Origin of the sequence: Natronococcus sp. (assembly GCF_047921035.1) — an archaeon.
In the GTDB taxonomy this organism is placed as follows: Archaea; Halobacteriota; Halobacteria; order Halobacteriales; family Natrialbaceae; genus Natronococcus.
The window spans coordinates 1-26,062 of the sequence record NZ_JBLRWX010000007.1; the positions used below are offsets into that span (position 1 = coordinate 1).

The window sequence follows — 26,062 nt, forward strand, 5'->3', positions numbered from 1 at the left end:
CGAGAGGGATAGACAGTTGTGACTGCAGAACCTCACAGGATATCTATCGGCTCGAGACTGAAGGACGTCTATTATTCTACCGCAAAACTCACAGACTTTTTTGGTCCGCTCGATCTCGTGCACTTCGTAGTACGGTTCTCCGAGAAACTCGGACGATGCTTCCACACATTCCGGACAGTACACTCCTTTCTTGTCCGACGGATAGAACTCGAACGTCTCGTCACACCGTTTGCAAGTCGTTTCTTCCCGCTTTCCTTTCCAGTTTCCGTTGTGTTCCCCCCCGTTCGGATTACAGTCGTCGCAGAACTTCCGGCGAGCCTTCGGGTCATAGAACTCCGTTTCACAGCCCTTACAGGTTCGGTTTGGTAGCGGCTCTCCGTGTACTTTCGTGTGGTGCTGTCGCATTCCGCGCTCCGACTGGAGGGACTTGTCACACGTTGGACAGTCCATACCGCCGTTGACCTCGCTATCGTACGTAAAGCTAGGTCAACAGACAAAATCGACTGGGATCCGCGAAAATCGGGATCGGTGACGGCGTTACAGGTAGCCTTCGTCGGCCAGTCGCTCGATCCCCTCCTGCAGGCGCTCCTCGCTCGCGGCGTAGGAGATGCGGGCGTACCCCGGCGTGCCGAACGCGCTGCCGGGGACGGTGGCGACGTGGGCGTCCTCGAGCGCGCCCTCGCACCACTCCTGGTCGTCCTCCGAGACAGGGAGCATCATGTAGAACGCGCCGTCGGGGACCGCGACGTCGACGCCGTGGCCCTCGAGCAGGTCGACGACCAGGTCCCGTCGCTCGGCGAAGGCGGCGACCATCTCGTCGACGGCCTCGTCGGTGTTCTCGAGCGCTTCGACCCCGGCGTGCTGGACGAAGTTGACGGCCGAGGAAACGGAGTGGCTGTGCAGTTTACCGGCCTGGTCGATCAGCTCCTCGGGGCCGGCGAAGTAGCCCAGCCGCCAGCCGGTCATCGAGTAGGCCTTCGAGAAGCCGTTGACCGTGACAGTGCGGTCGGCCATCCCCTCGAGCGTTCCCAGGCTCGTGGGCTCGACACCGTAAGTGATCTCCTTGTAGATCTCGTCCGAGATCACCGTGATGTCGTGCTCGACGGCGAGGTCGCGGACGCCCTCGAGCGCCTCGTCGGAGTAGACGGCGCCCGTGGGGTTCGACGGCGAGTTGACGATCAGCAGCTCGGTGTCGTCCGATACCGCGGCCTCGAGGTCCTCGAGGGCGGGCTCGAGCTGGAAGTCGGTCTCGGAGAGGTCGACCCGCGACAGCGAGCCGCCGGCCATCTTGACCATCGCCTCGTAGGAGACCCACGCGGGATCGAGCAGGACGACCTCGTCGCCGTCCTGGACGAGGGCCTGAACGATCTCGTAGAGAGCCTGCTTCGCCCCGGGCGTGACGATGATCTCGTCGGGGCCGTGCTCGAGGCCGTCCTCGGCGAGCTTCTCGGCGATCGCCTCGCGCAGCTCGATGATCCCCGCCGAGGTCGTGTAGCCGGTGTGGCCGGCGTCCATCGCATCCTTGCCGGCCTCGACGACGTTTTCGGGCGTAGGGAAGTCGGGCTCGCCGACCGAGAGGTCGACGACGTCGGCGCCGTCGTTCTCCAGTTCTGTCGCGAGCGCGGAGATTGCGAGCGTTGCGGACGGTTCGACTCGGGTCAGACGGTCGGTGAATTCCATCGTCATCGTTGATCTGGGTCGGGTAGCTCGGCGACGAGATCCAGCGCGCCGTCGACGGCCTTCGCCGCGTTGTCGACGCGTTCGCGCGCCTCCGCGGCGGACATGCCGGGGCCGGTAACGCCGAGCGTTACGGGTGTGTCACGCTCGAGACTGACGTCGGAGAGTCGCTGTGCGGCCGCGTCGGTGATCACCTGGTCGTGGTCGGTGTCGCCGGTGATGACCGTGCCGATCACGGCGACGGCGTCGACGTCCTCGCGGCGAGCGAGTCGGTCGGCTGCCAGCGGTGCGTCGTAGACGCCGGGGACGCGAACCGTCTCGTACACCTCGGCGCCGGCGTCGTCGGCGGTCTCGCGGGCGGCGGCTTCCATCTGCTCGGTGATCTCTCGGTTGAACTCCGCGACCACCAGTCCGAGCGTGGTCATACTCGAGCGGTCGGGTGGGGAGTTCAAAGAGGTACCGTTCTCGGCGGACGCTGCGCCGTTTCTGTCCTCGGGGCCGGCGTTTCACGCGCCGATAGCTCGCCGCAAGTCGGCGGCGGTCGCACTCGGTGCTGGTCGGTTCCCCTGGCGAATAATACACACGAATGTGCAGATCAACGCCCGAAAGGGGGCGCGAAATCGACAGGATTGAGAATATTTAAGCGCCGGCACGAACAACCGCCGCACAATGACGACGCTACGGACCCCGGGACCGACGCTCGGCGTGGTCGGCGGCGGACAGCTCGGACGGATGCTCGCCGAGGCGGCCGCGCCGCTCGGCGTCGAGGTCGTCGTGCTCGATCCGACGCCGGACTGCCCGGCCGCACCGGTCGCACGCGATCAGATCGTCGCCGACTTCGACGACGAGGCCGGCATTCGGGAGCTCGCCGCGCGAGCCGACGTCCTCACCTTCGAGATCGAACTGGCCGACCAGGACGTCCTCGACCGGGTCAGCGAGGACTCGGGGACCCCGGTCCACCCCGATCCCGCGACCCTCGAGACGATCCACGACAAACTCGTCCAGAAGCGCGCCCTCGAGGACGCGGGCGTTCCCGTTCCCCCGTTCCGGGCGGTCGAAGGTGCCGACGACATTCGGATGGCGATCGACGACTACGGCGCGCCCGTCATGCTGAAGGCTCGTACCGGGGGATACGACGGTCGCGGAAACGTCCCCGTCGAATCGAAGGCCGACGCCGGAGACGCTCTCGAGTCGGTCGCCGGCCCCGCGATGGTCGAGTCGTTCGTCGACTTCGAGCGCGAGATCTCGGTGATCGCGGTCAAGGGCGGCGGCGAGACCGCCGCCTTCCCCATCGGCGAGAACGTCCACGAGGACGAGATCCTGCGAGAGACGATCGTTCCCACGGGCTCCGACGAGGCCGTCGAGAAGCGAGCCCGGGAGGTCGCCGAGGACGTTCTCGAGGTGATGGACGGGCGAGGCGTGTACGGAATCGAACTGTTCGAAACGACCGAAGGGGAGGTGCTGTTGAACGAGATCGCCCCCCGTCCCCACAACTCGGGGCACTGGACGATCGAGGGCGCACAGAGTTCGCAGTTCGAACAGCACGCTCGAGCCGTCCTGGGCTGGCCGCTGGCGGCGACCGACCTGCGCTCGCCGACCGTCTCGGTGAACCTGCTCGGCGACGTCGAAGAGTCGCGAGACGCCGAGCTTCGAGGGGTCGATCGCATCCTCGAGACGCCCGCGGCGAACCTCCACTGGTACGGAAAGCGACAGGTTCGACCGCTGCGGAAGATGGGCCACGTCACGATCGCCGGACGCGAAGGCGAGACGACCGACGAGCTACTCGAGACCGCGCGCGAACTCGAGCGCTCCGTCACGTTCACGTCGGAGTAACCAGCACTGCCTATCATGAGCGACACCGTCGAGGAGCTGATCGATCGCCTGCACCGCGAGGCCGAACTGGACCTGCCCGACGACGAGACGCCCGACGTCGGCATCGTCATGGGCAGCGACTCCGACCTCGAGGTGATGTCCACGGGCGGACGGCGCCGCGGGGCCTACGACGCGTTCGTCGACGAACTCGGCTTCGAGGAGCAGACCGACTACGAGAACCCGCCCGAGGCGCGCTTTACGTTCGAGACGTACGTGACTTCGGCCCACCGCACGCCGGAGCTGATGACCGCTTACGCCGAGACGGCCGAGGACCGCGGGCTCGAGGTAATCATCGCCGGTGCCGGCGGCAAGTCCGCGGACCTGCCGAACATGACCGCGTCGATCGCCTACCCGCTGCCGGTGATCGGCGTTCCCGTCCAGGAGAAGTCCGTCGACAGCGTCATCGGGATGCCGACTGGCGCGCCGCTGGTCGCGGTCGACGCCGGCAAGTCCTTCAACGCCGCACTGTCGGCCGCACAGATCCTCGCCCGCCAGCACGAGCCGGTTCGGGAGCGGCTCCTCGAGTACCACGACGGGTTGCGGGAGGAGGTCGGTGAGGTCTCCCGACGGCTCCATGACCGGGGCACTGCGGAGTTCTCGAGCGAGTAGCCGACCGACAGCGTCACCGTTGGGGCTGTTGGTTCGGGGCCGTCCCACGCAGGAATCGCGGATTCTTCGGTGATGAACGGGCCAGGAGTTGTGTTGACGATCCTTCGGCGGGAACCACGAGCGACGAAAACGGATGCTGATGCTCCTACCGGCCGAAACGGCGAGAATCAACCCTTATATGCGTGGGGTCAGAAGCTTCGGACGTTACCGAGATGAATGACTGGATCGCTATCGGCGCGCTCGCGCTCGTGGGACTGCTGATACCGTTCGGGATGATGGCGGTATCGTACCTCCTGCGGCCGAGCGTCCCCGAAACGAGCAAACGTGCCACCTACGAGAGTGGCGAGGTGCCGACCGGCGGGACGCGCATCCGATTCAACATCCAGTACTACATGGTTGCGCTTCTGTTTCTCGTCTTCGACATCGAAACCGTCCTGCTGTTTCCGTGGGCGGTCGTCTACCAGGATGCGCTCGCAGCCGAGGAGTACGGCCTCGTCCACGCGCTCGGTCCGATGCTGGCGTTCGTCTTCATCCTGCTGATCGGGTTCGCCTGGGCGTGGCGCACCGGCGCCGTTCAGTGGGCGCGAACGCCAGAGCAGGTCGAAGCCGGAGCTGATCGACCATGAGTAGTGACAAACCACGCCAAGAGATCTACGACAGTACCGCCCCGTCGACCGACACTCGCGAGGCGCGGATGGGTGCCGGCCCCGACGATCGATTCAACTCGAAGCTTCGGGAGGCGTTCGGCGCGTCGCCGTTCATCCTCACGAAGTTCGACCAGTTCATGAACTGGGTTCGGGGGAACTCGATGTTCATGCTGCAGTTCGGGATCGCCTGCTGTAGCATCGAGATGATTCACACGTACGCGATCAAACACGACCTCGACCGCTTCGGTGCGGGGGTTCCGCGCGCGTCACCCCGGCAGGCCGACGTGATGATCGTGCCCGGAACGATCGTCTCGAAGTTCGGCCCGCGGATGAAGCGGGTCTACGATCAGATGCCCGAACCCAAGTTCGTCGTCGGGATGGGGTCGTGTACGATCTCCGGGGGTCCTTTCCAGGAGGGGTACAACGTCGTCAAGGGCGCCGAGGAGATCATTCCCGTCGACATCCACGTCCCCGGCTGCCCGCCCCGCCCGGAGGCGCTGATCTACGGCGTCGCCAAACTGCAAGAGCGGATCCGAAACGGCGAGACCTCCCCCGTCGTCGTCAAACCGTACGAACTCGAGCAGTTTGGCGACCTGCCGAAGGACGAACTCGTACAGAAACTCGCGGACGACATCGACGAGGAGGACCTCGTCATGCGGTACAACTGGGCTGATTCGCCATGAGCACGGAACTCGAACGACGGACGCCGGAGGTCACCGAGGACGAACTCGAGGCGCTGATCGGCGACCGCGCGCTCAGACGCGACGATCACCTGAACGCGCCGGGGTTCGTCATCCGGCCGGACGACGTTCAGGACGTCCTGTTCGACCTGCGCGACGAGGCCGGCTTCGACCACCTCTCCTGTCTGACCGCACAGCAGTACGAGGACCGCTACGAGTCGATCTACCACATGAAAAAGTACGCCGACCCGACCCAGGAGGTGTCGGTCGTCGTTCCGACGTCGGTCGACGACCCGGTCAGTCAGTCGGCCGAACCCGTCTTCCGCACGGCCGACTGGCACGAGCGGGAGGCGTTCGACCTGGTGGGGATCGACTACGAGGGCCACCCGGATCCGCGACGGATCCTCCTGCCGGAAACCTGGCAGGGCCACCCCCTCTCGAAGGACTACGACCAGGAACAGCCACAGGTCGTCACCCTCGCCGAGCACGCCAACCCGATCCAGCCGGACCACCACGACGAGGAGTCCGATACGATGTTCCTCAACATCGGCCCCCACCATCCGGCGACCCACGGCGTGCTCCACGTCAAGACGGTGTTGGACGGCGAGACCGTCGTCGACGTCGACCCCGACGTCGGCTACCTCCACCGCTGCGAGGAGCAGATGTGCCAGCAGGGCACCTACCGCCACCAGATCATGCCCTACCCGGACCGGTGGGACTACGTCTCCGCCGGTCTGCTCAACGAGTGGGCCTACGCCCGGGTCGCGGAGGATCTGGCCGACATCGAGGTTCCGGAGTACGCTCAGATCATCCGGACGATGGGCGCCGAACTCTGCCGGATCGCCTCCCACTTCCTCGCGCTCGGCACCTTCTGTCTGGACGTCTACGGCGACTTCACCGCCGTCTTCCAGTACGCGTTCCGCGACCGCGAGGTCGTCCAGGACATCCTCGAGGATCTGACCGGCCAGCGCCTGATGTTCAACTACTTCCGGCTGGGCGGGGTCGCCTGGGACCTGCCCGAACCCCGCGAGGAGTTCATCGAGAAGACCCGGGACTTCCTCGACGAGCTGCCCGCGAAGATCACCGAGTACAACGACCTCGTGACGGGCAACGAGATCTTCCAGGTGCGGTGTAACGACACGGGCGTCCTCGAGCCCGACGTCGCCAAGGACTACGGCTGTACGGGACCGGTCGCCCGCGCTTCGGGGATCGACTACGACCTCCGGCGGGACGACCCCTACGGCTACTACGAGAACCTGGAGTGGGACGTCATCACCCGACAGGGCTGTGACAACTACGCCCGCGTCCTCTGCCGGATGGAGGAGGTCGAGGAGTCCGCGAAGATCATCCAGCAGTGTCTCGACCTGCTCGAGGAGTGGCCCGAGGACGACCGCGAGATCCAGGCCAACGTCCCCCGGACGCTCAAGCCCGATCCCGACACGGAGGTCTACCGGGCCGTCGAGGGTGCCAAAGGGGAACTCGGCATCTACATTCGCTCGGACGGCACCGACAAGCCCGGCCGGTTCAAGATCCGCAGCCCGTGTTTCCACAACCTCTCGGCGCTCGAGGAGATCAGCGAAGGTGACTTTATTCCGGACCTGATCGCCTCGCTGGGCAGCCTGGACATCGTGCTCGGAGAGGTGGATCGATGATCGAGGGGACGCTCCTGCAGGCGGATACGGTGTTGCTCCCCGAGCGGATCGGCGATCTGACCGGGCTGGATCAGTTCGGGCTCGCCGGCGAACTGCTCGCGGCGTTTCTCGCCGCGTTCGTCATCGGCAACCTGATGCTGGCGATGACCGGCGTCGCCGGCCCGTGGGCGAAACGGAAGATCACCGCCGCGTTCACGGACCGGATCGCCGTCAACCGGCTCGGACCCGCCGGACTGCTGATCATCGTCGCCGACTCGGTCCGGCTGCTCTCGAAGGAGAACATCATCCCGGAGAACGCCGATCGGCCGGCCTACGACCTCGCACCGATCGTCGTCGCCTCCTCGGCGCTACTGGGCTTTGCCGTCATCCCGATGGGAAGCGGCCTCCACCTCGCCGACCCCGAGGTCGGTCTCGTCTTCGTCTTCGCCGTCGCCGGCATCGCGAGTCTCGGCCTGGTGATGGCCGGCTACTCGTCGGCGAACAAGTACTCGATGCTCGGCGGTCTCCGTGCCGTGGCACAGAACGTCGCCTACGAGATCCCGCTCGTCGTCACCGGGATGTCGGTCGTGATCTTCACCGGCAGCCTCCGGATGAGCGAGATCGTCGCCGTCCAGAACCAGCCGCTGGTCGATCTCGGGCTGTTCGCGATTCCAGCCTGGTTCGCGATCGTCAACCCGTTCGCGTTCGTGCTCTTCCTGCTCGCGAACTTCGCGGAGGTCGGCCGCAACCCCTTCGACACGCCGGAGGCGCCGACCGAGATCGTCGCCGGTTACCAGACCGAGTACTCCTCGGTGTACTTCGTGTTGATCTACCTTGGCGAGTTCCTCCACATCTTCCTCGGCGGGGCGATCATCGCGACGATCTTCCTCGGCGGCCCCGCCGGACCCGGTCCCGAGGCGCTCGGGATCGTCTGGTTCCTCGTCAAGATCTGGGGCGTCTTCCTGCTGACCCAGTGGCTCCGCTCGGCGGTGCCGCGAGTTCGGGTCGACCAGCTGATCGAGATCGGCTGGAAGGGCCTGCTCGTCCTTTCGTTTGCGAATCTCATCCTGACCGCGGTAATCGTGGGGATCATCCAATGATCGGGCTACTCAAATCGATGGCAACGACGATGAAACACGCGCTGGACGGCTCGACGTTCACCGTCGAGTATCCGGAGACTGCACCGGACGTCTCCCCGCGGTTTCGGGGCGTCCACAAGTTCAGCCAGGAGCGCTGCATCTGGTGTCGCCAGTGTGAGAACGTCTGTCCGAACGACACCATCCAGATCGTGATGGACGACCAGCGAAACGGCGAACAGTACAACCTCCACATCGGCCAGTGTATCTACTGCCGGCTCTGCGAGGAGGTCTGTCCCGTCGACGCCATCCTGCTCACCCAGAACTTCGAGTTCACGGGCGACACCAAACACGACCTGGTGTACAACAAAGAACAGCTGAAGGCCGTCCCGTGGTACAAGGACATCGACCCGCTCGAGTCGCGCGAACCCGACCGGGGCGCGTGGATCGGCGAGGGTGAAGGAGAGGTCGATTACCAGTAATCGGGCCGCCCGTCCCGAGAACGGGCAGACACTCACAACAATGACATATGAGCTGATCGCGTTCGCGCTGTTCGCGTTCGTCACGCTCGCCAGCGCGCTCGGCGTCGTGTTGCTTGCCGACCCGTGGCACTCGGCACTGATGCTCGGTGTGACGCTGGTCAGCGTTGCGGTCTACTACGTGATGCTGGCGGCGGAGTTCGTCGCCATGATGCAGATCCTCGTCTACGTGGGCGGGGTGCTCATCCTCATCACGTTCGCCGTGATGCTGACCCAGCGCGACGACGCGGACGCGGAGACCGAAACCGACGAGGTGGTACAGACATGACGAACGGACCGCAGCTCCGGCTCGGCGAGTCGCTGCTGCCCGGCATCCTCGCCGTCGCGCTGTTCGGCGTGATGGCGATGATCGCGCTCAACACCGGCTTCGCCGACGAGATGGTCGGCTTCCCCGAGGGGATCTCGGTCACCTCCGAGATCGGCTACGCGCTGTTCGACTTCACGGCGCTGCAGTCGACGGAGGGGTCGATCGGGAACACCGAGCCGTTCCTCGCCTCGTTCCTGCTGGTCGCGGTCGTTCTCGACGCCGCGTTAGACGCCGCGCTCGTGCTCGCGAAACGCGAGACCGAGGGCGAACCCGTCGCGGCGCTCTCGAGCGTCTCGACCGGCGACTCGGCGAGCGCTCGTCCCGCGGCGACCGACGGCGGCGCCGAGGACGCGTCGTCCCGCTCGGAGGGAGGTGACCGGCGGTGAACGTTCCCATCGAGTACTTCGTGTTGCTGTCGATGGCGCTGTTCTCCATCGGCCTCTTCGGCATCCTGACGCGTCGAAACGCACTGATGTTCCTGATGTCCGTCGAGATCATGCTGAACGCGGCGAACATCAACCTGATCGCGTTCGCGCTCTACCACGGCAACCTCACGGGACAGATCTTCGCGCTGTTTACGATGGCGCTCGCCGCCGCGGAGGTCGCGATCGGGCTCGGGATCATCCTGGTGTTGTACCGCAACTTCCGTGACGTCGACGTCACGGTTCCGACGACGATGAGGTGGTAAGATGGAAGGGTTATTCGACTACGCACCGGCGATCGCGCTGTTCCCGCTTGCGGCGTTCGTCATCGCTCTCGCCTTCGGGCCGAAACTCCCGAAGAAGGGGGCGATCCCGGGCATCGTCGCGACGGCTGGCTCACTGGCCCTCTCGCTGGCGATGCTGGCGGCCGTCGCGGGCGGCGAAGAAGGATACTATCACGAGACGCTGTTCACGTGGGCGGCCGGCGACGCCGCCGGCGAGGTCGGTGAGGGTATCGAGTTCACGTTCGGGATCCTGATCGATCCGCTCGCCGCGCTGATGCTCGTGATCGTCTCGCTGATCGCCTTCCTCGTCCACGTCTTCAGCCTCGAGTACATGAACGCCGAGGGCGAGACCGGCCTCCCGCGGTACTACGCCGGCCTCGGCCTGTTTACGTTCAGCATGCTCGCGTTCGTCTACGCGGACAACCTGCTGATGGCCTTTATGTTCTTCGAGCTGGTGGGGCTGTGCTCGTTCCTGCTGATCGGCTTCTGGTTCCGCACGCGTTCGGCGCCGTCGGCCGCGAAGAAGGCGTTCCTGGTCACCCGTTTCGGTGACTACTTCTTCCTGATCGGGGTCGTCGCCATCGCGGCGACGTTCGGCACGCTGCAGTTCGCCGGCGACGACTCGTTTGTCGCCGCAGCCGAGACGGCTATCGACGACGGTGGCCAGCTGTTCGGCTTCGACGCCGAGACCTGGGTGACGATCACCGGACTGCTCGTGCTCGGCGGGGTCATCGGCAAGTCCGCGCAGTTCCCGCTTCACACCTGGCTGCCCGACGCGATGGAGGGTCCCACCACCGTCTCCGCGCTGATTCACGCGGCGACGATGGTCGCGGCCGGGGTCTACCTGGTCGCCCGGATGTTCGGCTACTACGCCCTCTCGCCGACCGCGATGGCGATTATCGCCTTCGTCGGCGGCTTCACCGCGCTGTTCGCGGCGACGATGGGCGTCGTCAAAGACGACATCAAGCAGGTGCTGGCGTACTCGACGATCAGCCAGTACGGCTACATGATGCTCGGGCTGGGCGTCGGCGGCTACGTCGCCGGGGTCTTCCACCTGATGAACCACGCGTTCTTCAAAGCCCTGCTGTTCCTCGGGGCCGGTGCCGTCATCATCCTCATGCACCACGAACAGGACATGTGGAAGATGGGCGGCCTGAAGGACAAGGCACCCGTCACCTACTACACGTTCCTCGCGGGCGCGCTCGCGCTTGCCGGGATCGTTCCGTTCTCGGGCTTCTGGTCGAAAGACGAAATTCTGTACGACGCCCTGATCGTCGGCCTCGAGCAGCCCCTGATCATGGCGGCCTACGCGATGGGACTGCTCGCCGTCTTTTTCACCGGCTTCTACACCTTCCGGATGGTGTTCCTGACGTTCCACGGTGAACCCCGAACCGATACCGCCGAGAACCCGCATCCGGTCGGCTGGGCGGTGAAGTTCCCGCTCGCGACGCTGGGCGTGCTCGCGCTCGTCGCCGGCGTCGCGAACCTCGCGCCGGTGTACAAGCTCACCGGGATCGAACTCACGTTCCTCGAGTCCTGGCTCGAGGGCGGCGTCGAGGGGACGAACTACGCCGCCTACACCGACGCGCTCGCGGCCGTCTACGACACCGGCTTCATCGGCACCGAGTCGACGACGGTGCTGGTCGCGGCGGGGCTGTCCCTGCTGCTCGCCTTCTCGGGTGCCGGCCTGGCCTGGAAGCTGTACAACGTTCCCGAACCGGTCGCACACAAGGAGCGCCTCGGGAGCGTTCGCGAGACGATCGAGTCCAACTACTACCAGGACGAGTACCAGGTCTGGCTCGCGGAGGGACTGACCCTGCCGCTGGCTCGAGCCGCGGACCGGTTCGACCAGACCGTCATCGACGGCACCGTCAACGGCGTCTCGTCGGTGAGCCTGTTCGGCAGCGATCGCGTCAAGCGGATCCAGACGGGGATCGTGACTAACTACGCGGCGCTGATCGTAACCGGCTTTATCGCCCTGGTTATCGTGCTCGGAGTTCTCGGAGGCTGGTTCCTATGATGATCGAAGCGCTACTCGCGGTTACACTGGTCGGCGCGCTGGTAACGTTCGTCGCGCCGAATCGTATCGCCGGCAAACTGGCCTTCGCCATCAGCCTGATCCCCGCAGGGCTCAGCCTGTGGATGTTCACGGCGTTCGACGGCAGCGGAAACGCCTTACTCGACGGCGAACTCGCTTTCGAGTCCCAGTACGAGTGGATCCAGCTGGGCGAGTACACCATCTCGTGGCTCGTCGGCCTCGACGGGATCAGCCTCCCGCTGGTCGTGTTGACGACGATCTTGACGTCGCTGGCGATCATGAGTTCGTGGACGCCGATCGACGAGCGCGAGTCGCAGTTCTACGGGCTCGTGCTCTTCATCGAGGCGAACCTGATCGGCGTCTTCGCGGCGCTTGATTTCTTCGTCTGGTTCATCTTCTGGGAGGCCGTGCTGATCCCGATGTACCTGCTGATCGGCGTCTGGGGCGGCCCGCGCCGGAAGTACGCGGCGATCAAGTTCTTCGTCTACACGAACGTCGCCTCGCTGCTGATGTTCGGTGCGTTCATCACGCTCGTGTTCGCCCTCGGCGACGTCACCAGCTTCGCGCTGCCCGAGGTCGCGACGGCGATGCTCGAGGGCGGTCCCGACGGCTTCGCTGGTCTGGGTGGCTCGGCGCTGGCTTCGGTCGTGTTCGTCGCGATGTTCCTCGGATTCGCGGTGAAGGTGCCCATCGTGCCGTTCCACACCTGGCTGCCCGACGCTCACGTCGAGGCGCCGACCCCTGCGTCGGTGCTGCTGGCGGGCGTCCTGCTGAAGATGGGGACGTACGCCCTGCTGCGGTTCAACTTCACGATGTTCCCCGACCAGGTTGAGGCCTACGCGATCCCGATCGCCGCGATCGCGGTTATCAGCGTCATCTACGGCGCGATGCTCGCGCTGGCCCAGACCGACTTAAAACGGATCGTCGCCTACTCCTCGGTGTCGTCGATGGGGTACGTCATCCTCGGGCTGGTCGCCTACACCCAGTTCGGGGTCGGTGGCGCCACCTTCCAGATGGTCTCTCACGGACTGATTTCCGGGCTGATGTTCATGGCCGTCGGGGTCATCTACAACGCGACCCACACCCGGATGGTCACGGACATGTCCGGGATGGCAGACCGGATGCCCGTCGCCGTCGGCATCCTCGTCGCCGGCGCCTTCGGTTATATGGGCCTGCCGCTGATGAGCGGCTTCTTCGGCGAGTTCGCCATCTTCTTCGGGGCCTTCGGCTCCGGGCTGCTGGCGTACTCGCAGGTCTTCACCTCGCTGGCGATGTTCGGCATCGTCATCGTGGCGGGCTACCTGCTGTTTGCGCTCCAGCGGACCGTCTTCGGACCGTATCACTTAGAAACCGACTACGACGTGGGTCGCGCGCCGCTGCACGACGTCGCGCCGATGTTCGTGCTGCTCGGCATCATCATCGCCCTCGGCGTCGCGCCCGAACTGATCTTCGAGATGATTACAGACGCGGTCGATCCGATCCTCGAGAACGGAGGTGAGCTGTAGTGGCGGTGTTCGAACTCCCCGACTGGGCCGCACTTGCCCCGGCGTTGATCCTCGTGACGACGGCACTCTTGCTGTTCGTCATCGACAGCATCAACCCGCACACGAAGAACCGATCGCTGCTCGCGGGGACGACTGCGGTCGGCTCGCTCGCGGCACTCGGCGTCGCGGTCTGGTTCATGATCGCCGGCGTCGGCACGCCGACGGCGGCGGGCGGTCGCGGCGTCGTCGAGCTGTTCGGCGGCCAGTTCGTCGTCGACCAGATGGCGCTGTTCTTCATGACCGTCGTCTCGGTCGTCACCGCGCTCGTCGCCGTGGCGAGCTACGACTACATGGGCGACCACGGCTACCAGTCCGAGTACTACTCGCTGATGATGCTCGCTGCGACCGGGATGGCCGCGATGGCCGCCGCGAACAGCCTCGTGACGATCTTCATCGCCCTCGAGCTGGCGAGCCTGCCGTCGTACGCGCTGGTCGCGATCCTCAAGGACAATCGCGGCAGCGTCGAGGGAGGCCTGAAGTACTTCCTGATCGGCGCACTCTCGTCGGCGATCTTCGTCTACGGGATCTCGCTGGTCTACGGCGCGACCGGCCACCTGCAGCTCGAGGCGATCGCCGACAACCTCGCGGGCGCCGGCGAGTACGGCGGCCTGCTCGGGCTGGGTATCCTGATGCTGATCGGCGGCTTCGCGTTCAAAACCGCCAGCGTCCCGTTCCACTTCTGGGCGCCCGAGGCCTACGAGGGTGCGCCGGCGCCGATCTCGGCGTTCCTCTCCTCGGCCTCGAAGGCGGCGGGCTTCGTGATCGCCTTTCGCGTGTTCACGACGGCGTTCCCGCTCGAGCCGACGACCGCGGTGATCGGCGTCGACTGGACGGTCGCCTTTATCATCCTCGCGATCGTCACGATGACGCTGGGCAACTTCGCCGCGGCGACCCAGGACAACGTCAAGCGGATGCTCGCCTACTCCTCGATCGGCCACGCCGGCTACGCCCTGATCGGGCTCGCGGGCCTCTCGGCCGACGGCGGCGAGCTCGTGATGGGTGCGGCGATGATGCACCTGCTCGTCTACGGCTTCATGAACACGGGTGCGTTCCTGTTCGTCGCGCTCGCGGAGTACTGGGGCGTCGGCCGCACGTTCGAGGACTACAACGGGCTCTCGAACCAGGCGCCGGTCGCCTGTTTCGCGCTCGGGATCTTCATGTTCAGCCTCGCCGGCATCCCGCCGCTGGGCGGGTTCTGGAGCAAGTACTTCCTCTTTACCGGCGCGATCCAGGCGGCGACGGCCAACAGCGCGATGCTGATCGTCGCCGCGGCGCTGGTGGTCAACAGCGCGCTCTCACTGTACTACTACGCGCGGCTGGTCAAGGCCGTCTGGATAGAGGATCCGGTCACCGAGCGTAACACGCTCGCCAAGCCGACGGGTCTGTACGCGGCGATCGTCTTCGCCGCCGTGCTGACCGTCGTCGCACTGCCGGTGTTCGGCCCGATCGCCGACGCCGCACTCGAGGCGGCGACCGTCGCCATCAACTGATCGGCGGTCGAACCCGATTTCTCCGTTCTCTCGACCCCGTTCGCCGCATCGTCCGAGCCGGTAGCTTTTACCCGACGGGGTCGCAAGCACCGACGTATGGTTTTCCGGCTCGTACTCGGGTGTGGCACCGTCGGTCGCCAGACGATCGCACGGCTACCCGAGTGCGACGGCCGGCTGCTCGTCGTCACCGAGGACGCACAGACCGTCGAAACGCTGCGCGACGAGAGCATCCCGGCTCGAGCGGGCGACCCGACCGATCTCGACCTCCTCGAGGGAATCGACCGGCCGGGCGTCGTTTTCGTCGCCGGGGACCGCACCGACCGCAACCGGATCGCCCTCGAGCGGGCCCGGGAGCGGTTCCCGACGGCCTCGATCGTCGCCTACCTCGGCGGGAAGCCCACGCCCGAAGATCGGACGACGTTCGACGAGCTCGCGGATCGGGTCGTCGACCCCGAACTGGCGCTCGGCGACGCCGTTCTCGAGGAGGCGACGAGTTCGGCCGCCGACGCGGCGATCCGGCTCCGACGGCACCTCCAGGGGCTCGAGGGCCCGCTCGCGGTCGTGATGCACGACAACCCCGACCCCGACGCGATCGCGAGCGCGGTCGCGCTGGCCGGGATCGCCGAGTCGGTCGGTCTGTCGGCCGATCCCTGTTACTTCGGCCAGATCTCCCACCAGGAAAACAGGGCGATGGTCAACGTCCTCGACCTCGATCTGCGAAACCTCGAGCCCGACGCGTCGCTCTCCGAGTACGGCGCCTTCGCGCTGGTCGATCACTCTCGGCCGGGGGTCAACGACCAGCTTCCGGAGGACCTCCACGTCGACATCGTCATCGACCACCACCCGCCGCGGGGGCCGGTACCGAGCGACTACGTCGACCTGCGGGAGCACGCCGGCGCGACGAGCACGGTGTTGACCGAGTACTTGGAGCGGTTCGAGCCGGCGTTCGACCGGGCGGTCGCGACGGCGCTGCTGTACGGGATCCGCGTCGACACCGACGAGTTCACCAGGGAGGTCTCGGCGGCCGACTTCGAGGCCGCGGCGACCCTGTGGCCCCACGTCGACACCGACGTGCTCCGCCGGATCGAACAGCCCTCCCTGGAGGGCGAGACGCTGGAGACGATCGCTCGAGCGATCAAGAACCGGGAACAGCGGGGTTCGGTCGCGGCCGCGAGCGCGGGCCGCATCGGCGACCGCGACGCCCTCCCCCAGGCGGCAGACCGGCTGCTCACCATGGAGGGCGTCGACACGTCGCTCGTGTTCGGCTTCATCGAGGAGATGGTGTTCGTCTCCGCGCGATCCCGGGCCGCGGACGTCGACCTCGGCGAAACCCTGCGGGACGCCTTCGACCGGATCGGCAGCGCGGGCGGCCACGCCGACATGGCGGGCGCCCAACTCGAGATCGGCATCCTCGGCACCGCCGACGACGAGCAGGTCGATTCGATCGTCAGCGTCGTCGAGGAGGTCATCACGGACCGCTTCTTCGAGGCGATCGAGAGCCAGCCGGGGACGCCGGTCGGCTCCTACACCCAGACCAGCGAGGTGCTGTTCTCGCTCGAGGAGCCCGACGCCGAATAGCGGCGACGGCAGCGCTTTTGCACGGGGGTCGCGTTGGTGCGGTATGGACGTTTCGTCGGACCGGGCCAAACCCCAGGTCAAAGACTACATGACCCGCGACGTGGCGACGGTCTCGCCCGACACCACCGTCGGCGCGGTCGCGAACCGAATCGCCGAGACTGACAACCACAGCGGCTTTCCCGTCTGCGAGCGCCGGCGCGTGGAGGGCTTTATCAGCGCCCGCGATCTGTTGCTGGCCGACGAGGGCGACCCGATCTTCAAGGTGATGACGACGGACCTGCTGGTCGCCCACCCCGAGATGAAGGTCACCGACGCCGCCCGGGTGATCCTGCGCTCGGGGATCCAGAAGCTGCCCGTCGTCGACGACGCGGGCAACCTCGTCGGCATCATCTCGAACGCCGACGTGATCCGCAGCCAGATCGAGCGCGCGACCCCCCAGAAGGTCGGCAAGCTGGTCAACACCTTAGAACAGATCCACGACGTCGACCTGCGCCAGGAGCGGCGAACGGTCCCGCTCGCCGAGCTCACCCCGACACAGGGGCGGGTGTACGCCGACGAACTCGAGGGACGACGGTACGAACTCGAGAACGGGCTGGCCGAGCCGCTCGTCGTCATCGACAACGCCGGCACCCTGCTGCTGGCCGACGGCCACCACCGCGTGCTCGCGGCCGACCGCCTCTCGATCGACGAGATGGACGCCTACGTCATCGTCATCGACGACCCGATCGACCTCGGGATGGCCCGCACGGCCAAGAAGGAGGGTCTCGAGCGGATCGACGATATCGAGGTCGTCGACTACGCACGCCATCCGCTGGTTCAGACGACCGAACGGCTCCAGGGCGAGGAGTAGTCCGAACGTTCCGCCTCGTTGATCACTGGTGAGGGTTTTCCCGCTCGGGCGAGTACGCGGTTCGATGACCGACGACAGTTCAGCGAACGTACTCATCGCGGGAGCCAGCGGCGACACCGGGACGGAACTGCTGGCCGTCCTCCGACCGACGGATCTCACGGTTCGCGCGACGACCCGGTCGTACACGAACGTCGACCACCTCGAGCGACTCGGCGCCGACGAGGTCGTCGTCGCGGACTTCTTCGAACCCGGCGACGCGGTCGCGGCCGTCGAGGGCTGCGACGTCGTCTGCTGTGCGCTCGGCACGCCGCCGAGCTACCGCCACACCGTCGGCGGCAAGCTGGTCGACCGGACCGGTGTCAGCAACCTCCTGACGGCCGCCGTGAGCGAGGGGGTCTCCCACTTCGTCCACGAGAGCGCGATCGGCGTCGGCAGCTCGAAAACCGGGCTCCCGCTGCCGGCCAGACTCCTCATCCGCGGCTCGCTGAAGGCGAAGGCCGACGCTGAGCGGGCGATCCGCCGGTCGGGGATCGACTACACGATCGTTCGGCCCGGGCGGCTCACGAACGAGCCGCCCTGCGGCGATATCGTCGTCGGCGAGGGCGGCGACTCCGTCGCGGGATCGATCCCCCGGGCCGACGTCGCCCGCGTCATGGCCGCCGCGGCGTTCACCCCGGACGCGCGAAACCGTACCCTCGAGATCGTCAGCCGGGACGGGCTCTCCGGGCCGCCAAAGCGCGTCGTCGACGTCGACTGGGCGTTCGATCGTGTCGAGGCCGACCGAGATCGGATGCACCTGTAGAAGACACCCGGAATCCTTAATGGATCGTCCGGCAAAAATTACGATCATGTACGACGATGAGGATCTCGAGTCGATCCGCCAGGCCGGCGAGGAGTGGGAAGCGGAGACCCTCGAGCCGACGCTCGAGGCCCACGGCGAGCGCCAGGATCGGTTCGCGACCGTCTCGAACCTCGAGGTCGACCGGCTCTACACGCCCGAGGACGTGAGCGATCTCGACTACCTCGAGGATCTCGGCTTTCCCGGCGAGGAACCGTACACCCGTGGTCCGTATCCGACGATGTACCGCGGGCGAACCTGGACGATGCGCCAGTTCGCCGGTTTCGGGACCGCCGAGGAGACCAACGAACGGTTCCACTACCTGATCGACGAGGGCCAGACCGGGCTGTCGGTAGCCTTCGACATGCCGACGCTGATGGGGCTGGACTCGGACGACCCGATGAGCGAGGGCGAGATCGGCAAGGAGGGCGTCGCGGTCGACACGCTGCGAGACATGGAGATCCTCTTCGACGGGATCGATCTCGAGGAGATCTCGACGTCGTTTACGATCAACCCCTCCGCGCCGGTGATCTACGCGATGTACGTCGCGCTGGCCGACGATCAGGGCGTCCCCCGGGAGGAGATTCGGGGGACCCTCCAGAACGACATGTTCAAGGAGTTCATCGCCCAGAAGGAGTGGGTGATCCCGCCCGAGCCCTCGCTCGACCTCGTGACCGACACGATCGAGTTCTCGACCGAACAGACGCCGAAGTTCCACCCCGTCTCGATCTCGGGGTATCACATCCGCGAGGCCGGTTCGACCGCGGTCCAGGAGCTGGCCTTCACGCTGGCCGACGGCTTCGGCTACGTCGAGGACGCGATCGACCGCGGGCTCGACGTCGATGACTTTGCCCCGCGGCTCTCCTTTTTCTTCAACTGCCACAACTCCTTCTTCGAGGAGATCGCCAAGTACCGGGCGGCCCGCCGGATCTACGCCCGCGTGATGGACGAGTGGTACGACGCCGAGCGCGCGGAGTCGAAGCGGCTGAAGTTCCACACCCAGACCGCGGGCCAGTCCCTGACCGCCCAGCAGCCGCTGAACAACGTCGCCCGCGTGACGATCCAGGCGCTGGCTGGCGTCCTCGGCGGCACCCAGTCGTTACACACCAACAGCTTCGACGAGGCGCTCGCGCTCCCGGGCGAGAAGGCGGTTCGGGTGGCGCTGCGGACCCAGCAGATCATCGCCGAGGAGTCGGGCGCCGCCGACATCGTCGACCCGCTCGGCGGGAGTTTCGCCGTCGAAGCGCTGACCGACGAGACCGAGCGGCGCGCGATGGAGTACATCGAGGAGATCCGCGAGATGGGCGACGGCTCCGTGCGCGACGGCATCCTCGAGGGAATCGACGGGGGGTACTTCCTCCGGGAGATCCAGGAGGCCTCCTACGAGTACCAGGAACGCGTCGAACGCGGCGAGGAGGTCGTCGTCGGCGTCAACCAGTACACGATCGAGGAGGACACCAGCCCCGACATCCTCCAGGTCGACGAGGGGACGGCCGACCGCCAGCTGGGTCGGCTCGAGGACGTCAAAGCTGAGCGCGACGACGGCGAGGTCGAGGCGACGCTCGAGGAACTACAGGACGCGATCGATCGCGGCGAGAACGCGATGCCGTACATCGTCGACGCGGTGAAGGCCTACGCCACGATGGGCGAGATCATGGACGTCTTTGAGGCCGAACACGGCGCCTACAGCGAGCAGATCGGGTTAGCCTGAACGGCGACGGAATCGCGGTTTCTCGACCCGAACGTATTCCGCCCTCGGCGTGATCCGTTTCGACGTCGATGGTCTCGACGCGTCTCGTCGTCCTCGTCTCGCTCGTCGCGAGCCTCGCGATCGCGATCGCGAAGTTCGGCGCCTACCTGCTCACCGGCAACGTGAGCATGCTGAGCCAGACCTACTACTCGCTTGGCGACGTCGGAAATCAAGTGCTGCTGTTACTGGGGTTCCGTCTCAGCGAGGAAGGTGCGAGCCGCAAACATCCGTTCGGCCGCGGGAAAGAGCAGTACTTCTTCGCGTTCGTCGTCACCGTGCTCCTGTTCGGGATCGCCGGCTTCGCTTCGGTCCGGGAGGGGTACGCCGCGCTCGACGCCGGTGGATCTGTCGACGACGCCGACGTGACGATCAACTACGTCGTCCTCGGCGTCGCGCTTCTCTTCGAGTCCTACGCGCTGTACACCTCCTACGGCGGGATGCGGTCCGAGCGCGAGGCGAAGGGCTTTCGATCGCTGTTCGAGACGTTCCGCCGGTCCAAGGACCCCTCGCTGCTCACCGCGGCCACGGAGAACTTCGTCGCGGTCGTCGGCGTGCTGGTCGCGATCGGCGGGATCTACCTCACCGACCGCACCGGTGCGGTCGTCTACGACGCGGCGGCGAGTATCGTCATCGGGCTCCTGTTGATGGGACTCGCGCTGGCGCTGGCCTGGGAGAGCCGCAGCCTCATCGTCGGCGAGGGCGTGACCCGCCGCGAGCGAATCACGATCGTCGACGCGATCCGCGCGGTCGACGACGTCGAAGAACTGCTCGATCTGCGAACGATGCACCTCGGTCCGGAATCGGTCCTCGTGGCGTGTGACGTTCGCTTCCGGTCGGACCTCGAGACGGCGGACCTCGAGCGAACCGTCGACGCCGTCGAGGCCGCGATCCGGGAGGAGGTTCCCGAGGCCGACCGGATCTACGTCGAGGCAGAGTCTGCCTGATCAGTCGTCCTCGAGGCGCGAGATCGACGCGAATACGAACGCCAGCGTCGTCAGAAAGACGCCGACGGCCACGCCGGCGTACAGCGCCCCTGTCATCGCCGAGATGACGAACGTGATCCCGAGGAGGGTCACGTCCTCGAGCCCTCGCCACGACGACAGCGCGTAGCCCAGCACCGCGCCGACGACGGCCGACGCGGCGACGGCTGCCACGAGAAGTCCGAGCAGCGAGGATCGTCCCGCCGAGGGACGGCGAGTCGGTCGGTCCGATTCAGTGGTCACGCTCGAGGGTTGGCGGAGGCGATATACAGGGTTACTGATTTCCACTCGACGATAGCGGCCAGACACCGACCCGCGTCAGCTCATACGATTTACTGTACGTCAGTTCCGGCGCAACCGCGACCCGGGCGGCGGTTGCGCCGGGAAATCGGTACAGCAATCCGTATCAGACGTCGCGATCGATGACGAACTCCGTGAACTCCCGGAGCTTGCGCTCGTTCTCGGGGTCGAACTCGAGCCCGTCGATCGCCGCGCGAGCCTCCGCGGCCAGCTCGAGGGCGTGGTCGCGGGCGTACTCGATGCTGCCGGCCTCCTCTAATATCGACAGCGCCTCGCCGATCTCCTCGTCGGTGTTCTCGTCGGCCTCGAGGATCGCCTCGAGCCGGCGGGCGGTCTCGGGGTCGCTCTCCTCGACGGCGTGGATCACCAGCAGGGTCTTCTTTCCCTCCCGGACGTCGTTGCCGAACTCCTTGCCGAACTCGCCGGCCCGACCCAGCGAGTTCTCGACGTCTAAGATGTCGTCGCCGATCTGGAAGGCGACGGCTGTCAGCTCGGCGTAGCTGGCGACTGCCTCCTCGACGTCGGCGGGCTGGTCGGTGAGGATCGCCGCCAGCCGGGCGACGATCCGGCCCAGACAGCCGGTCTTGCAGGCACACATCTCGAGGTACTGTTCGGGCGTGACCCGCACCTCGCTCTCGTTGTGCCAGCAGATGTCCATCCCCTGGCCGAGGTGGGTCCGGTTGAGTTCGTCCATCAGCATCTCGTAGGCGGCCAGCCGGCGGTCGGCCGGCAGATCCGCCTGCTCTCTGGTCAGGATCTTCAGCGGCAGGAAGTACATCGCGTTGCCGGCGTTGAGCGCGACGTCCTCGTCGAAGACGTGGTGCAGGGCGGGCTCCCCGCGGCGCATCGCAGCCTCGTCCTCGACGTCGTCGACGATGATCGTCCCGTTGTGCAGTATTTCGGGGATGCAGGCGTAGCGGAGGTAGTCCTCGGGGTCCTCCCCGAAGGCGTCGACGAAGACCAGAAACAGCACCGCCCGCCAGCGTTTCCCGCCCCGATCGAGCAGCTCCCAGAGCGGGTCCGACAGCGCCCGCTGGATCCCCTCGGGGTCGTACTCGTAGGTCGGCTCGCCGAAGAAGTCCTCGAGGTACTCCCCCTCGACCTCGCGCGGAACGAGATCGGCGATCGCCTCGTCGATGGCCGGCCGCCACTCGGCAAGCGTCTCCCGCATACCACCCCCGAGTGGGAGCGGGGTAAAAAAGATTCAGTTCCTCGTGTCTCCCGGCTAACGGAGACAGTCTCGCTCGCCGGACGGTTGCGGCGACGAGCTGTCAGCTGATCGACCGAACTCCGCCGAAGCCGATACCGTTACCCGGCGGTAGGGTGACGATTCGGACATGACAACGTGGATCGGTTCGCTGTTTACTAGCGACGTCGGATGGAACCACCTCGAGGACCTGGTCGATATCGGCAACCGGATGGCCGGCAGCGCGGGCGAGCGCGAGGCCGCCGAACTGACCCGCGACGCGCTCGAAGACGCCGGTGCCGAAAGCGCCCGGCTCGAGTCTTTCGAGATCCAGGGCTGGAGCCGGGAGGAGAGTTCGATCGTCGCGGGCGAGACGAGCCAGGACTGCATCGCACTGCCGCGCAGCCCCGCCGATAGCGTCGAGGCGCCGCTGGTCGATCTGGGCTACGGGCTTCCCGAGGACTTCGAGGACGCCGCCCTCGAGGGAAAGATCGTCATGGTCCGCAGCGACATCCCCAGCTACGCGGATCGATACGTCCACCGCCGAGAGAAGTACTACCACGCCGTCGAGAACGGCGCCGTCGGCTTCGTCTACCGCAACCACGTCGAGGGCTGTCTCCCGCCGACGGGCAGCGTTGGAACGGCCGAGGACCCGATCGGCGAGATTCCGGCCGTCGGCGTCTCGAGCGAGGTCGGCGCGCGGCTGGCTCGTCGATTCGAGGGCGAGTCGATCGAGGTTTCGGTCGACGCCGAGATCGGTAGTGCGGAGAGTCAGAACGTCCACGCCGAACTCGGCCCCGACACCGACGAGCGCGTGCTCGTGACGAGCCACGTCGACGCCCACGACATCGCCGAGGGGGCCCTGGACAACGGCGCGGGGACCGCGATGGTCGTCGAACTCGCGAACGCGCTCGCCGCTCGCGAGGACGACCTCGAGACCCGCGTCGAGTTCGTCGCCTACGGCGCCGAGGAAGTCGGGCTGGTCGGCTCGAGCCACCACGCCGACGAGACGGACCGCGACTCGATCAAAGCGATCATCAACAACGACGGCGTTGTCCGCGATCGCACCCTCGAGTTCACGACCCACGGCTTCGACGGGCTCGAGGACGCGGCCGAAACGGTCGCCGAGCGCTACGACCACCCGGTCGACATCGTCCCCCGGCTCGGTCCCCACAGCGATCACTGGCCGTTCGTCCAGTGGGGCGTGCCGGGCTACCACGTGATGTCGACCTCCGACGACGTGGGTCGTGGCTGGGGCCACACCTTCGCGGACACGCTCGAGAAACTCGAGAAGCGGGACCTCCGCGAGCAGGCGATCATCCTGACCGACCTCGTCGTCGACCTGGCGAGCGAGGACCGGACCGTCGAGCACCGCTCGCCCGAGGAAATCGCCGCCGACCTCGAGGCACAGGACCTCGCCGAGGGGATGCGGGTGACCGGCGACTGGCCGTACGGCGAGTAGCGGGAACCGTATCCTTTTGGATCGGCCGCGCGAACGCCGAGCCATGGACGCCGCGTGGGAACCGCCGGAGGACGGTGCCGTCGTCGGGGTCGTCGCCGAGGAAACCGACCGCCGGAGCGCCGTCGCCGACTCGCTGACTGGCGCCCTCGAGGGACGCGGCGGGACGGTCGTCGAGGGATCGGCCGCGGCGCTATCGGCCGACGTCTCGGTGCTGGTCGCCGTCGGCGAGCGCGCGCTGTCGGCGCTCGCCCGCGAGAGTCCCGACGTTCCGGTGCTCCCGGTCGGCGAGGGGGTCGGCCTCGAGTCGGTCGCGGCCGAGTCGGTCGCGGACGCGCTCGAGGCGGTACTGTCGGATACCGCCCGCGTTCGCTCGCATCCCGTCTTCGAGGTCGCCCTCGAGGGCGAACGCTACCGCGGGCTGTTCGATGCCGCGCTGGTGACCGCCGAACCCGCGAAGATCTCGGAGTACAGCGTTCGGTCGGGCGGCGAACTCGTCGGCTCGTTTCGCGCGGACGGCGTCGTCGCGGCGACGCCCGCCGGCACCCACGGCTACGCGAGCGCCGTCGACGCGCCCGAACTCTCGCCCGCGCTCGAGGCGGTCGCCGTCGCCCCGATCGCACCCTTCGCGACGCGGACTCGCCAGTGGGTGCTCCCACCCGAACTCGAGTTGCGGGTCGAACGCGACGAGGGCTCGGTCGCGCTGGTCGTCGACGATCGGTCGGTTCGGTCCGTCCCCGTGGACTCGCCCGTTCGGCTGGTGTTCGAGGACGAACTCCGGACGCTGGTCTCGCCGACGGAGTAAGGACCCTCAGCTTCCTCGAGCGCCGGCGTCGGGTTCCGGTCCCTCGGGTCCGTCCCCGCGGACGAGCAGATAGATGATCAGGACCAGCAGCCCGGGTACGACGGCGAGAAGGAGTAACGCGGGGATTCCGGTGGGCCCACTGCCACGCCCACTCGCTACCCCGACGGCTCGCGTCGCGGTAGAGCCACCGACCGAGCGTCGCGTACAGCACGGCGAGCACCGCCAGCACCGTCAGGTACGTCGCGATCGGATCCGTCGTCAGTGCCGAGAACATTCGTGTGTGTGTGTGTTTACTAACAAATCAAAAGAATTCATAACTTTCACGCACTACGACTCGATCGACGGACGAAAACGGGCGAACGCGCGAGACGGCGGGGACGGACGTTAGCTCTCGAAGGGCTCCTCGTCGCGGTGGTTGTCCGGGTTGACGTGTTCCCGAGCGTCGTCCTCGCGGTCGTCTGACTTGTGTTCGATGTCCTGCCGTCGCTGCTCCTCAGCCTGTTCCTCGCGGGCCTCCTTCTCCTCCTCGGTCAGCCCCTCTTCGCCCTCGTCTTCGGCGTCCGTGTCTTCGTGGGTCAGTTCGACGTCCCGTCCGTGCTCGTCCTTGCCGGTCTCGTTGTCGTCGGACATAGTGATCTCGCTTCCCGGTTCACACGGACGGCGAAAAGACGTTCGGCTTGCAACGGACGGCTGCGGTCGACCGGGCCCCGCGGCGCGGCTACCAGGGCTCGCCCGACGCGAGGTCGACGTCGCCGTCGCCCCGCTCGGAGGGACAGATATCCGCGAGCACGCAGTCGCCGCAGTCCGGACTGCGGGCCGTACAGGTCGCCCGTCCGTGGTCGATACAGAGGTGGGTAAATCCCTGCCAGTACTCCTCCGGGACGAGCTCCATCAGCTCCCGCTCGATCGCCTCCGGACGCTCCTCCTCGGTGAGCCCCAGTCGTCGAGAGAGCCGCTGGACGTGGGTGTCGACGACGATCCCCTCGACGACGTCGTGGCCGTGCTGGAGCACGACGTTTGCCGTCTTTCGGCCGACCCCCGACAGCTCGGTCAGCTCGTCCATCGTGTCGGGCACCTCGCCGTCGTGCTCCTCGAGGATCGTCTCGCAGGTGCTCTTGATGTAACCCGCCTTGCTGTTGTAGTAGGTGATCGAGCTGAGGTCCTCGGCGAGTTCCTCCTCGGAGACGGCGGCGTACGCCTCGGGGCCGTCGTACTTCTCGAAGAGGTGCTCGGTCTCGCTGTTGACGCGCTCGTCGGTACACTGCGCCGAGAGGATCACCGCGATCAGCAGTTCGAGTCGGTTCGAGTACCGCAGCGAGATCGTCGAATCGGGGTACTCGGCCTCGAGCCGGTCGACGACCTCGGCGGCCTGCTCCTCGGGTGTCTCGAGCGGGGTTCCCATGGCCCGTTCTTTCGATGGCGTCCATTTCAGGGGTTCGGTTCCGCGGGCTTCGGTCGGACTTCGACTCGGCGAGCACCCGAATGCCGTGGGTTTTAAGC

General features: G+C 66.4%; 26 protein-coding genes and 1 pseudogene. 20 read left to right on the forward strand and 7 right to left on the reverse strand.

What is annotated here, in order from left to right:
- The 3 genes and pseudogenes from ACNA7R_RS02685 to ribH form a co-directional block, all read right to left on the reverse strand.
- Nucleotides 1-450, reverse strand: a pseudogene (locus ACNA7R_RS02685) (HNH endonuclease); the annotation flags it as partial.
- Between the two features lie 87 nt (nt 451-537).
- Nucleotides 538-1,686, reverse strand: coding sequence for a pyridoxal phosphate-dependent aminotransferase (locus ACNA7R_RS02690; protein ID WP_416281996.1), 1,149 nt, complete (start codon nt 1,684-1,686; stop codon nt 538-540).
- Nucleotides 1,683-2,102 (reverse strand): 6,7-dimethyl-8-ribityllumazine synthase, encoded by a 420-nt coding sequence (gene ribH / locus ACNA7R_RS02695; protein WP_416281997.1) that lies wholly within the window; start codon nt 2,100-2,102, stop codon nt 1,683-1,685. The genes ACNA7R_RS02690 and ribH overlap by 4 nt, the downstream gene beginning before the upstream one ends.
- Nucleotides 2,103-2,346: 244 nt before the next feature.
- Here ribH and ACNA7R_RS02700 point away from each other — a divergent pair, with 244 nt between their 5' ends.
- The 18 genes from ACNA7R_RS02700 (at nt 2,347) to ACNA7R_RS02785 (ending at nt 20,776) form a co-directional block, all read left to right on the forward strand.
- Complete coding sequence (locus ACNA7R_RS02700; RefSeq protein ID WP_416281998.1) at nt 2,347-3,510, forward strand: 5-(carboxyamino)imidazole ribonucleotide synthase; 1,164 nt, start codon at nt 2,347-2,349, stop codon at nt 3,508-3,510.
- Between the two features lie 15 nt (nt 3,511-3,525).
- Nucleotides 3,526-4,158, forward strand: a complete 633-nt coding sequence (locus ACNA7R_RS02705) for an AIR carboxylase family protein (RefSeq protein ID WP_416281999.1) — start codon at nt 3,526-3,528, stop codon at nt 4,156-4,158.
- A 212-nt stretch (nt 4,159-4,370) separates the two neighbouring features.
- Nucleotides 4,371-4,784, forward strand: coding sequence for an NADH-quinone oxidoreductase subunit A (locus ACNA7R_RS02710; protein WP_293032504.1), 414 nt, complete (start codon nt 4,371-4,373; stop codon nt 4,782-4,784).
- Nucleotides 4,781-5,488 carry an NADH-quinone oxidoreductase subunit B gene (locus ACNA7R_RS02715; RefSeq protein ID WP_293032503.1) on the forward strand — a complete coding sequence of 236 codons (708 nt, stop codon included), beginning with the start codon at nt 4,781-4,783 and terminating at the stop codon, nt 5,486-5,488. Before ACNA7R_RS02710 ends, ACNA7R_RS02715 begins: the two co-directional genes overlap by 4 nt.
- A complete protein-coding gene (locus ACNA7R_RS02720; RefSeq protein WP_416282000.1) occupies nt 5,485-7,137 on the forward strand; it encodes an NADH-quinone oxidoreductase subunit D in 1,653 nt (550 codons plus the stop codon). The genes ACNA7R_RS02715 and ACNA7R_RS02720 overlap by 4 nt, the downstream gene beginning before the upstream one ends.
- Nucleotides 7,134-8,216 carry a complex I subunit 1/NuoH family protein gene (locus ACNA7R_RS02725; protein ID WP_416282001.1) on the forward strand — a complete coding sequence of 361 codons (1,083 nt, stop codon included), beginning with the start codon at nt 7,134-7,136 and terminating at the stop codon, nt 8,214-8,216. The genes ACNA7R_RS02720 and ACNA7R_RS02725 overlap by 4 nt, the downstream gene beginning before the upstream one ends.
- On the forward strand, nt 8,213-8,674 hold the full coding sequence (locus tag ACNA7R_RS02730) for a NuoI/complex I 23 kDa subunit family protein (RefSeq protein ID WP_252489693.1): 462 nt from the start codon (nt 8,213-8,215) through the stop codon (nt 8,672-8,674). Before ACNA7R_RS02725 ends, ACNA7R_RS02730 begins: the two co-directional genes overlap by 4 nt.
- A gap of 40 nt (nt 8,675-8,714) precedes the next feature.
- Nucleotides 8,715-8,999 carry an NADH-quinone oxidoreductase subunit J gene (locus tag ACNA7R_RS02735; protein ID WP_293032500.1) on the forward strand — a complete coding sequence of 95 codons (285 nt, stop codon included), beginning with the start codon at nt 8,715-8,717 and terminating at the stop codon, nt 8,997-8,999.
- A complete protein-coding gene (locus tag ACNA7R_RS02740) occupies nt 8,996-9,424 on the forward strand; it encodes a hypothetical protein (protein ID WP_416282002.1) in 429 nt (142 codons plus the stop codon). The genes ACNA7R_RS02735 and ACNA7R_RS02740 overlap by 4 nt, the downstream gene beginning before the upstream one ends.
- Complete coding sequence (gene nuoK, locus ACNA7R_RS02745) at nt 9,421-9,726, forward strand: NADH-quinone oxidoreductase subunit NuoK (protein ID WP_416282003.1); 306 nt, start codon at nt 9,421-9,423, stop codon at nt 9,724-9,726. Before ACNA7R_RS02740 ends, nuoK begins: the two co-directional genes overlap by 4 nt.
- Before the next feature lies 1 nt (nt 9,727).
- Nucleotides 9,728-11,764, forward strand: coding sequence for an NADH-quinone oxidoreductase subunit L (gene nuoL / locus ACNA7R_RS02750; RefSeq protein WP_416282004.1), 2,037 nt, complete (start codon nt 9,728-9,730; stop codon nt 11,762-11,764).
- Nucleotides 11,761-13,287: a complex I subunit 4 family protein gene (locus ACNA7R_RS02755; protein ID WP_416282005.1), complete on the forward strand. Its 1,527-nt coding sequence runs from the start codon at nt 11,761-11,763 to the stop codon at nt 13,285-13,287. Before nuoL ends, ACNA7R_RS02755 begins: the two co-directional genes overlap by 4 nt.
- Entirely contained in the window at nt 13,287-14,816 is a 1,530-nt protein-coding gene (locus tag ACNA7R_RS02760) for an NADH-quinone oxidoreductase subunit N (RefSeq protein ID WP_416282006.1), read from the forward strand. Before ACNA7R_RS02755 ends, ACNA7R_RS02760 begins: the two co-directional genes overlap by 1 nt.
- Nucleotides 14,817-14,912: 96 nt before the next feature.
- Nucleotides 14,913-16,394 carry a DHHA1 domain-containing protein gene (locus tag ACNA7R_RS02765; protein ID WP_416282007.1) on the forward strand — a complete coding sequence of 494 codons (1,482 nt, stop codon included), beginning with the start codon at nt 14,913-14,915 and terminating at the stop codon, nt 16,392-16,394.
- 43 nt (nt 16,395-16,437) lie between these two features.
- Nucleotides 16,438-17,244 (forward strand): CBS domain-containing protein, encoded by an 807-nt coding sequence (locus tag ACNA7R_RS02770; protein ID WP_416282008.1) that lies wholly within the window; start codon nt 16,438-16,440, stop codon nt 17,242-17,244.
- A 64-nt stretch (nt 17,245-17,308) separates the two neighbouring features.
- The gene (locus ACNA7R_RS02775; protein ID WP_416282009.1) at nt 17,309-18,046 is read left to right on the forward strand and encodes an NAD(P)-binding oxidoreductase; all 738 of its coding nucleotides are present in this window, start codon (nt 17,309-17,311) and stop codon (nt 18,044-18,046) included.
- A 46-nt stretch (nt 18,047-18,092) separates the two neighbouring features.
- Nucleotides 18,093-19,793 carry an acyl-CoA mutase large subunit family protein gene (locus ACNA7R_RS02780; protein WP_416282010.1) on the forward strand — a complete coding sequence of 567 codons (1,701 nt, stop codon included), beginning with the start codon at nt 18,093-18,095 and terminating at the stop codon, nt 19,791-19,793.
- 68 nt (nt 19,794-19,861) lie between these two features.
- Nucleotides 19,862-20,776: a cation diffusion facilitator family transporter gene (locus ACNA7R_RS02785; protein ID WP_416282011.1), complete on the forward strand. Its 915-nt coding sequence runs from the start codon at nt 19,862-19,864 to the stop codon at nt 20,774-20,776.
- Here the strand turns inward: ACNA7R_RS02785 and ACNA7R_RS02790 are convergent, their stop codons facing one another.
- Nucleotides 20,777-21,055 (reverse strand): hypothetical protein, encoded by a 279-nt coding sequence (locus ACNA7R_RS02790; RefSeq protein ID WP_416282012.1) that lies wholly within the window; start codon nt 21,053-21,055, stop codon nt 20,777-20,779.
- A gap of 163 nt (nt 21,056-21,218) precedes the next feature.
- Nucleotides 21,219-22,283: a polyprenyl synthetase family protein gene (locus tag ACNA7R_RS02795; protein ID WP_416282013.1), complete on the reverse strand. Its 1,065-nt coding sequence runs from the start codon at nt 22,281-22,283 to the stop codon at nt 21,219-21,221.
- Between the two features lie 166 nt (nt 22,284-22,449).
- Here ACNA7R_RS02795 and ACNA7R_RS02800 point away from each other — a divergent pair, with 166 nt between their 5' ends.
- Both ACNA7R_RS02800 and ACNA7R_RS02805 read left to right on the forward strand, forming a co-directional pair.
- On the forward strand, nt 22,450-23,760 hold the full coding sequence (locus ACNA7R_RS02800) for a M28 family peptidase (protein WP_416282014.1): 1,311 nt from the start codon (nt 22,450-22,452) through the stop codon (nt 23,758-23,760).
- A gap of 43 nt (nt 23,761-23,803) precedes the next feature.
- Nucleotides 23,804-24,562 (forward strand): ATP-NAD kinase, encoded by a 759-nt coding sequence (locus ACNA7R_RS02805; RefSeq protein ID WP_416282015.1) that lies wholly within the window; start codon nt 23,804-23,806, stop codon nt 24,560-24,562.
- Nucleotides 24,563-24,946: 384 nt separating this feature from the next.
- On the opposite strand, the gene ACNA7R_RS02810 is transcribed toward ACNA7R_RS02805, so the two are convergent.
- Together ACNA7R_RS02810 and nth are read right to left on the reverse strand one after the other, a co-directional pair.
- Nucleotides 24,947-25,192 (reverse strand): hypothetical protein, encoded by a 246-nt coding sequence (locus ACNA7R_RS02810; RefSeq protein ID WP_416282016.1) that lies wholly within the window; start codon nt 25,190-25,192, stop codon nt 24,947-24,949.
- An 88-nt stretch (nt 25,193-25,280) separates the two neighbouring features.
- Nucleotides 25,281-25,964 carry an endonuclease III gene (nth, locus tag ACNA7R_RS02815; RefSeq protein ID WP_416282017.1) on the reverse strand — a complete coding sequence of 228 codons (684 nt, stop codon included), beginning with the start codon at nt 25,962-25,964 and terminating at the stop codon, nt 25,281-25,283.
- Nucleotides 25,965-26,062: the final 98 nt, after the last annotated feature.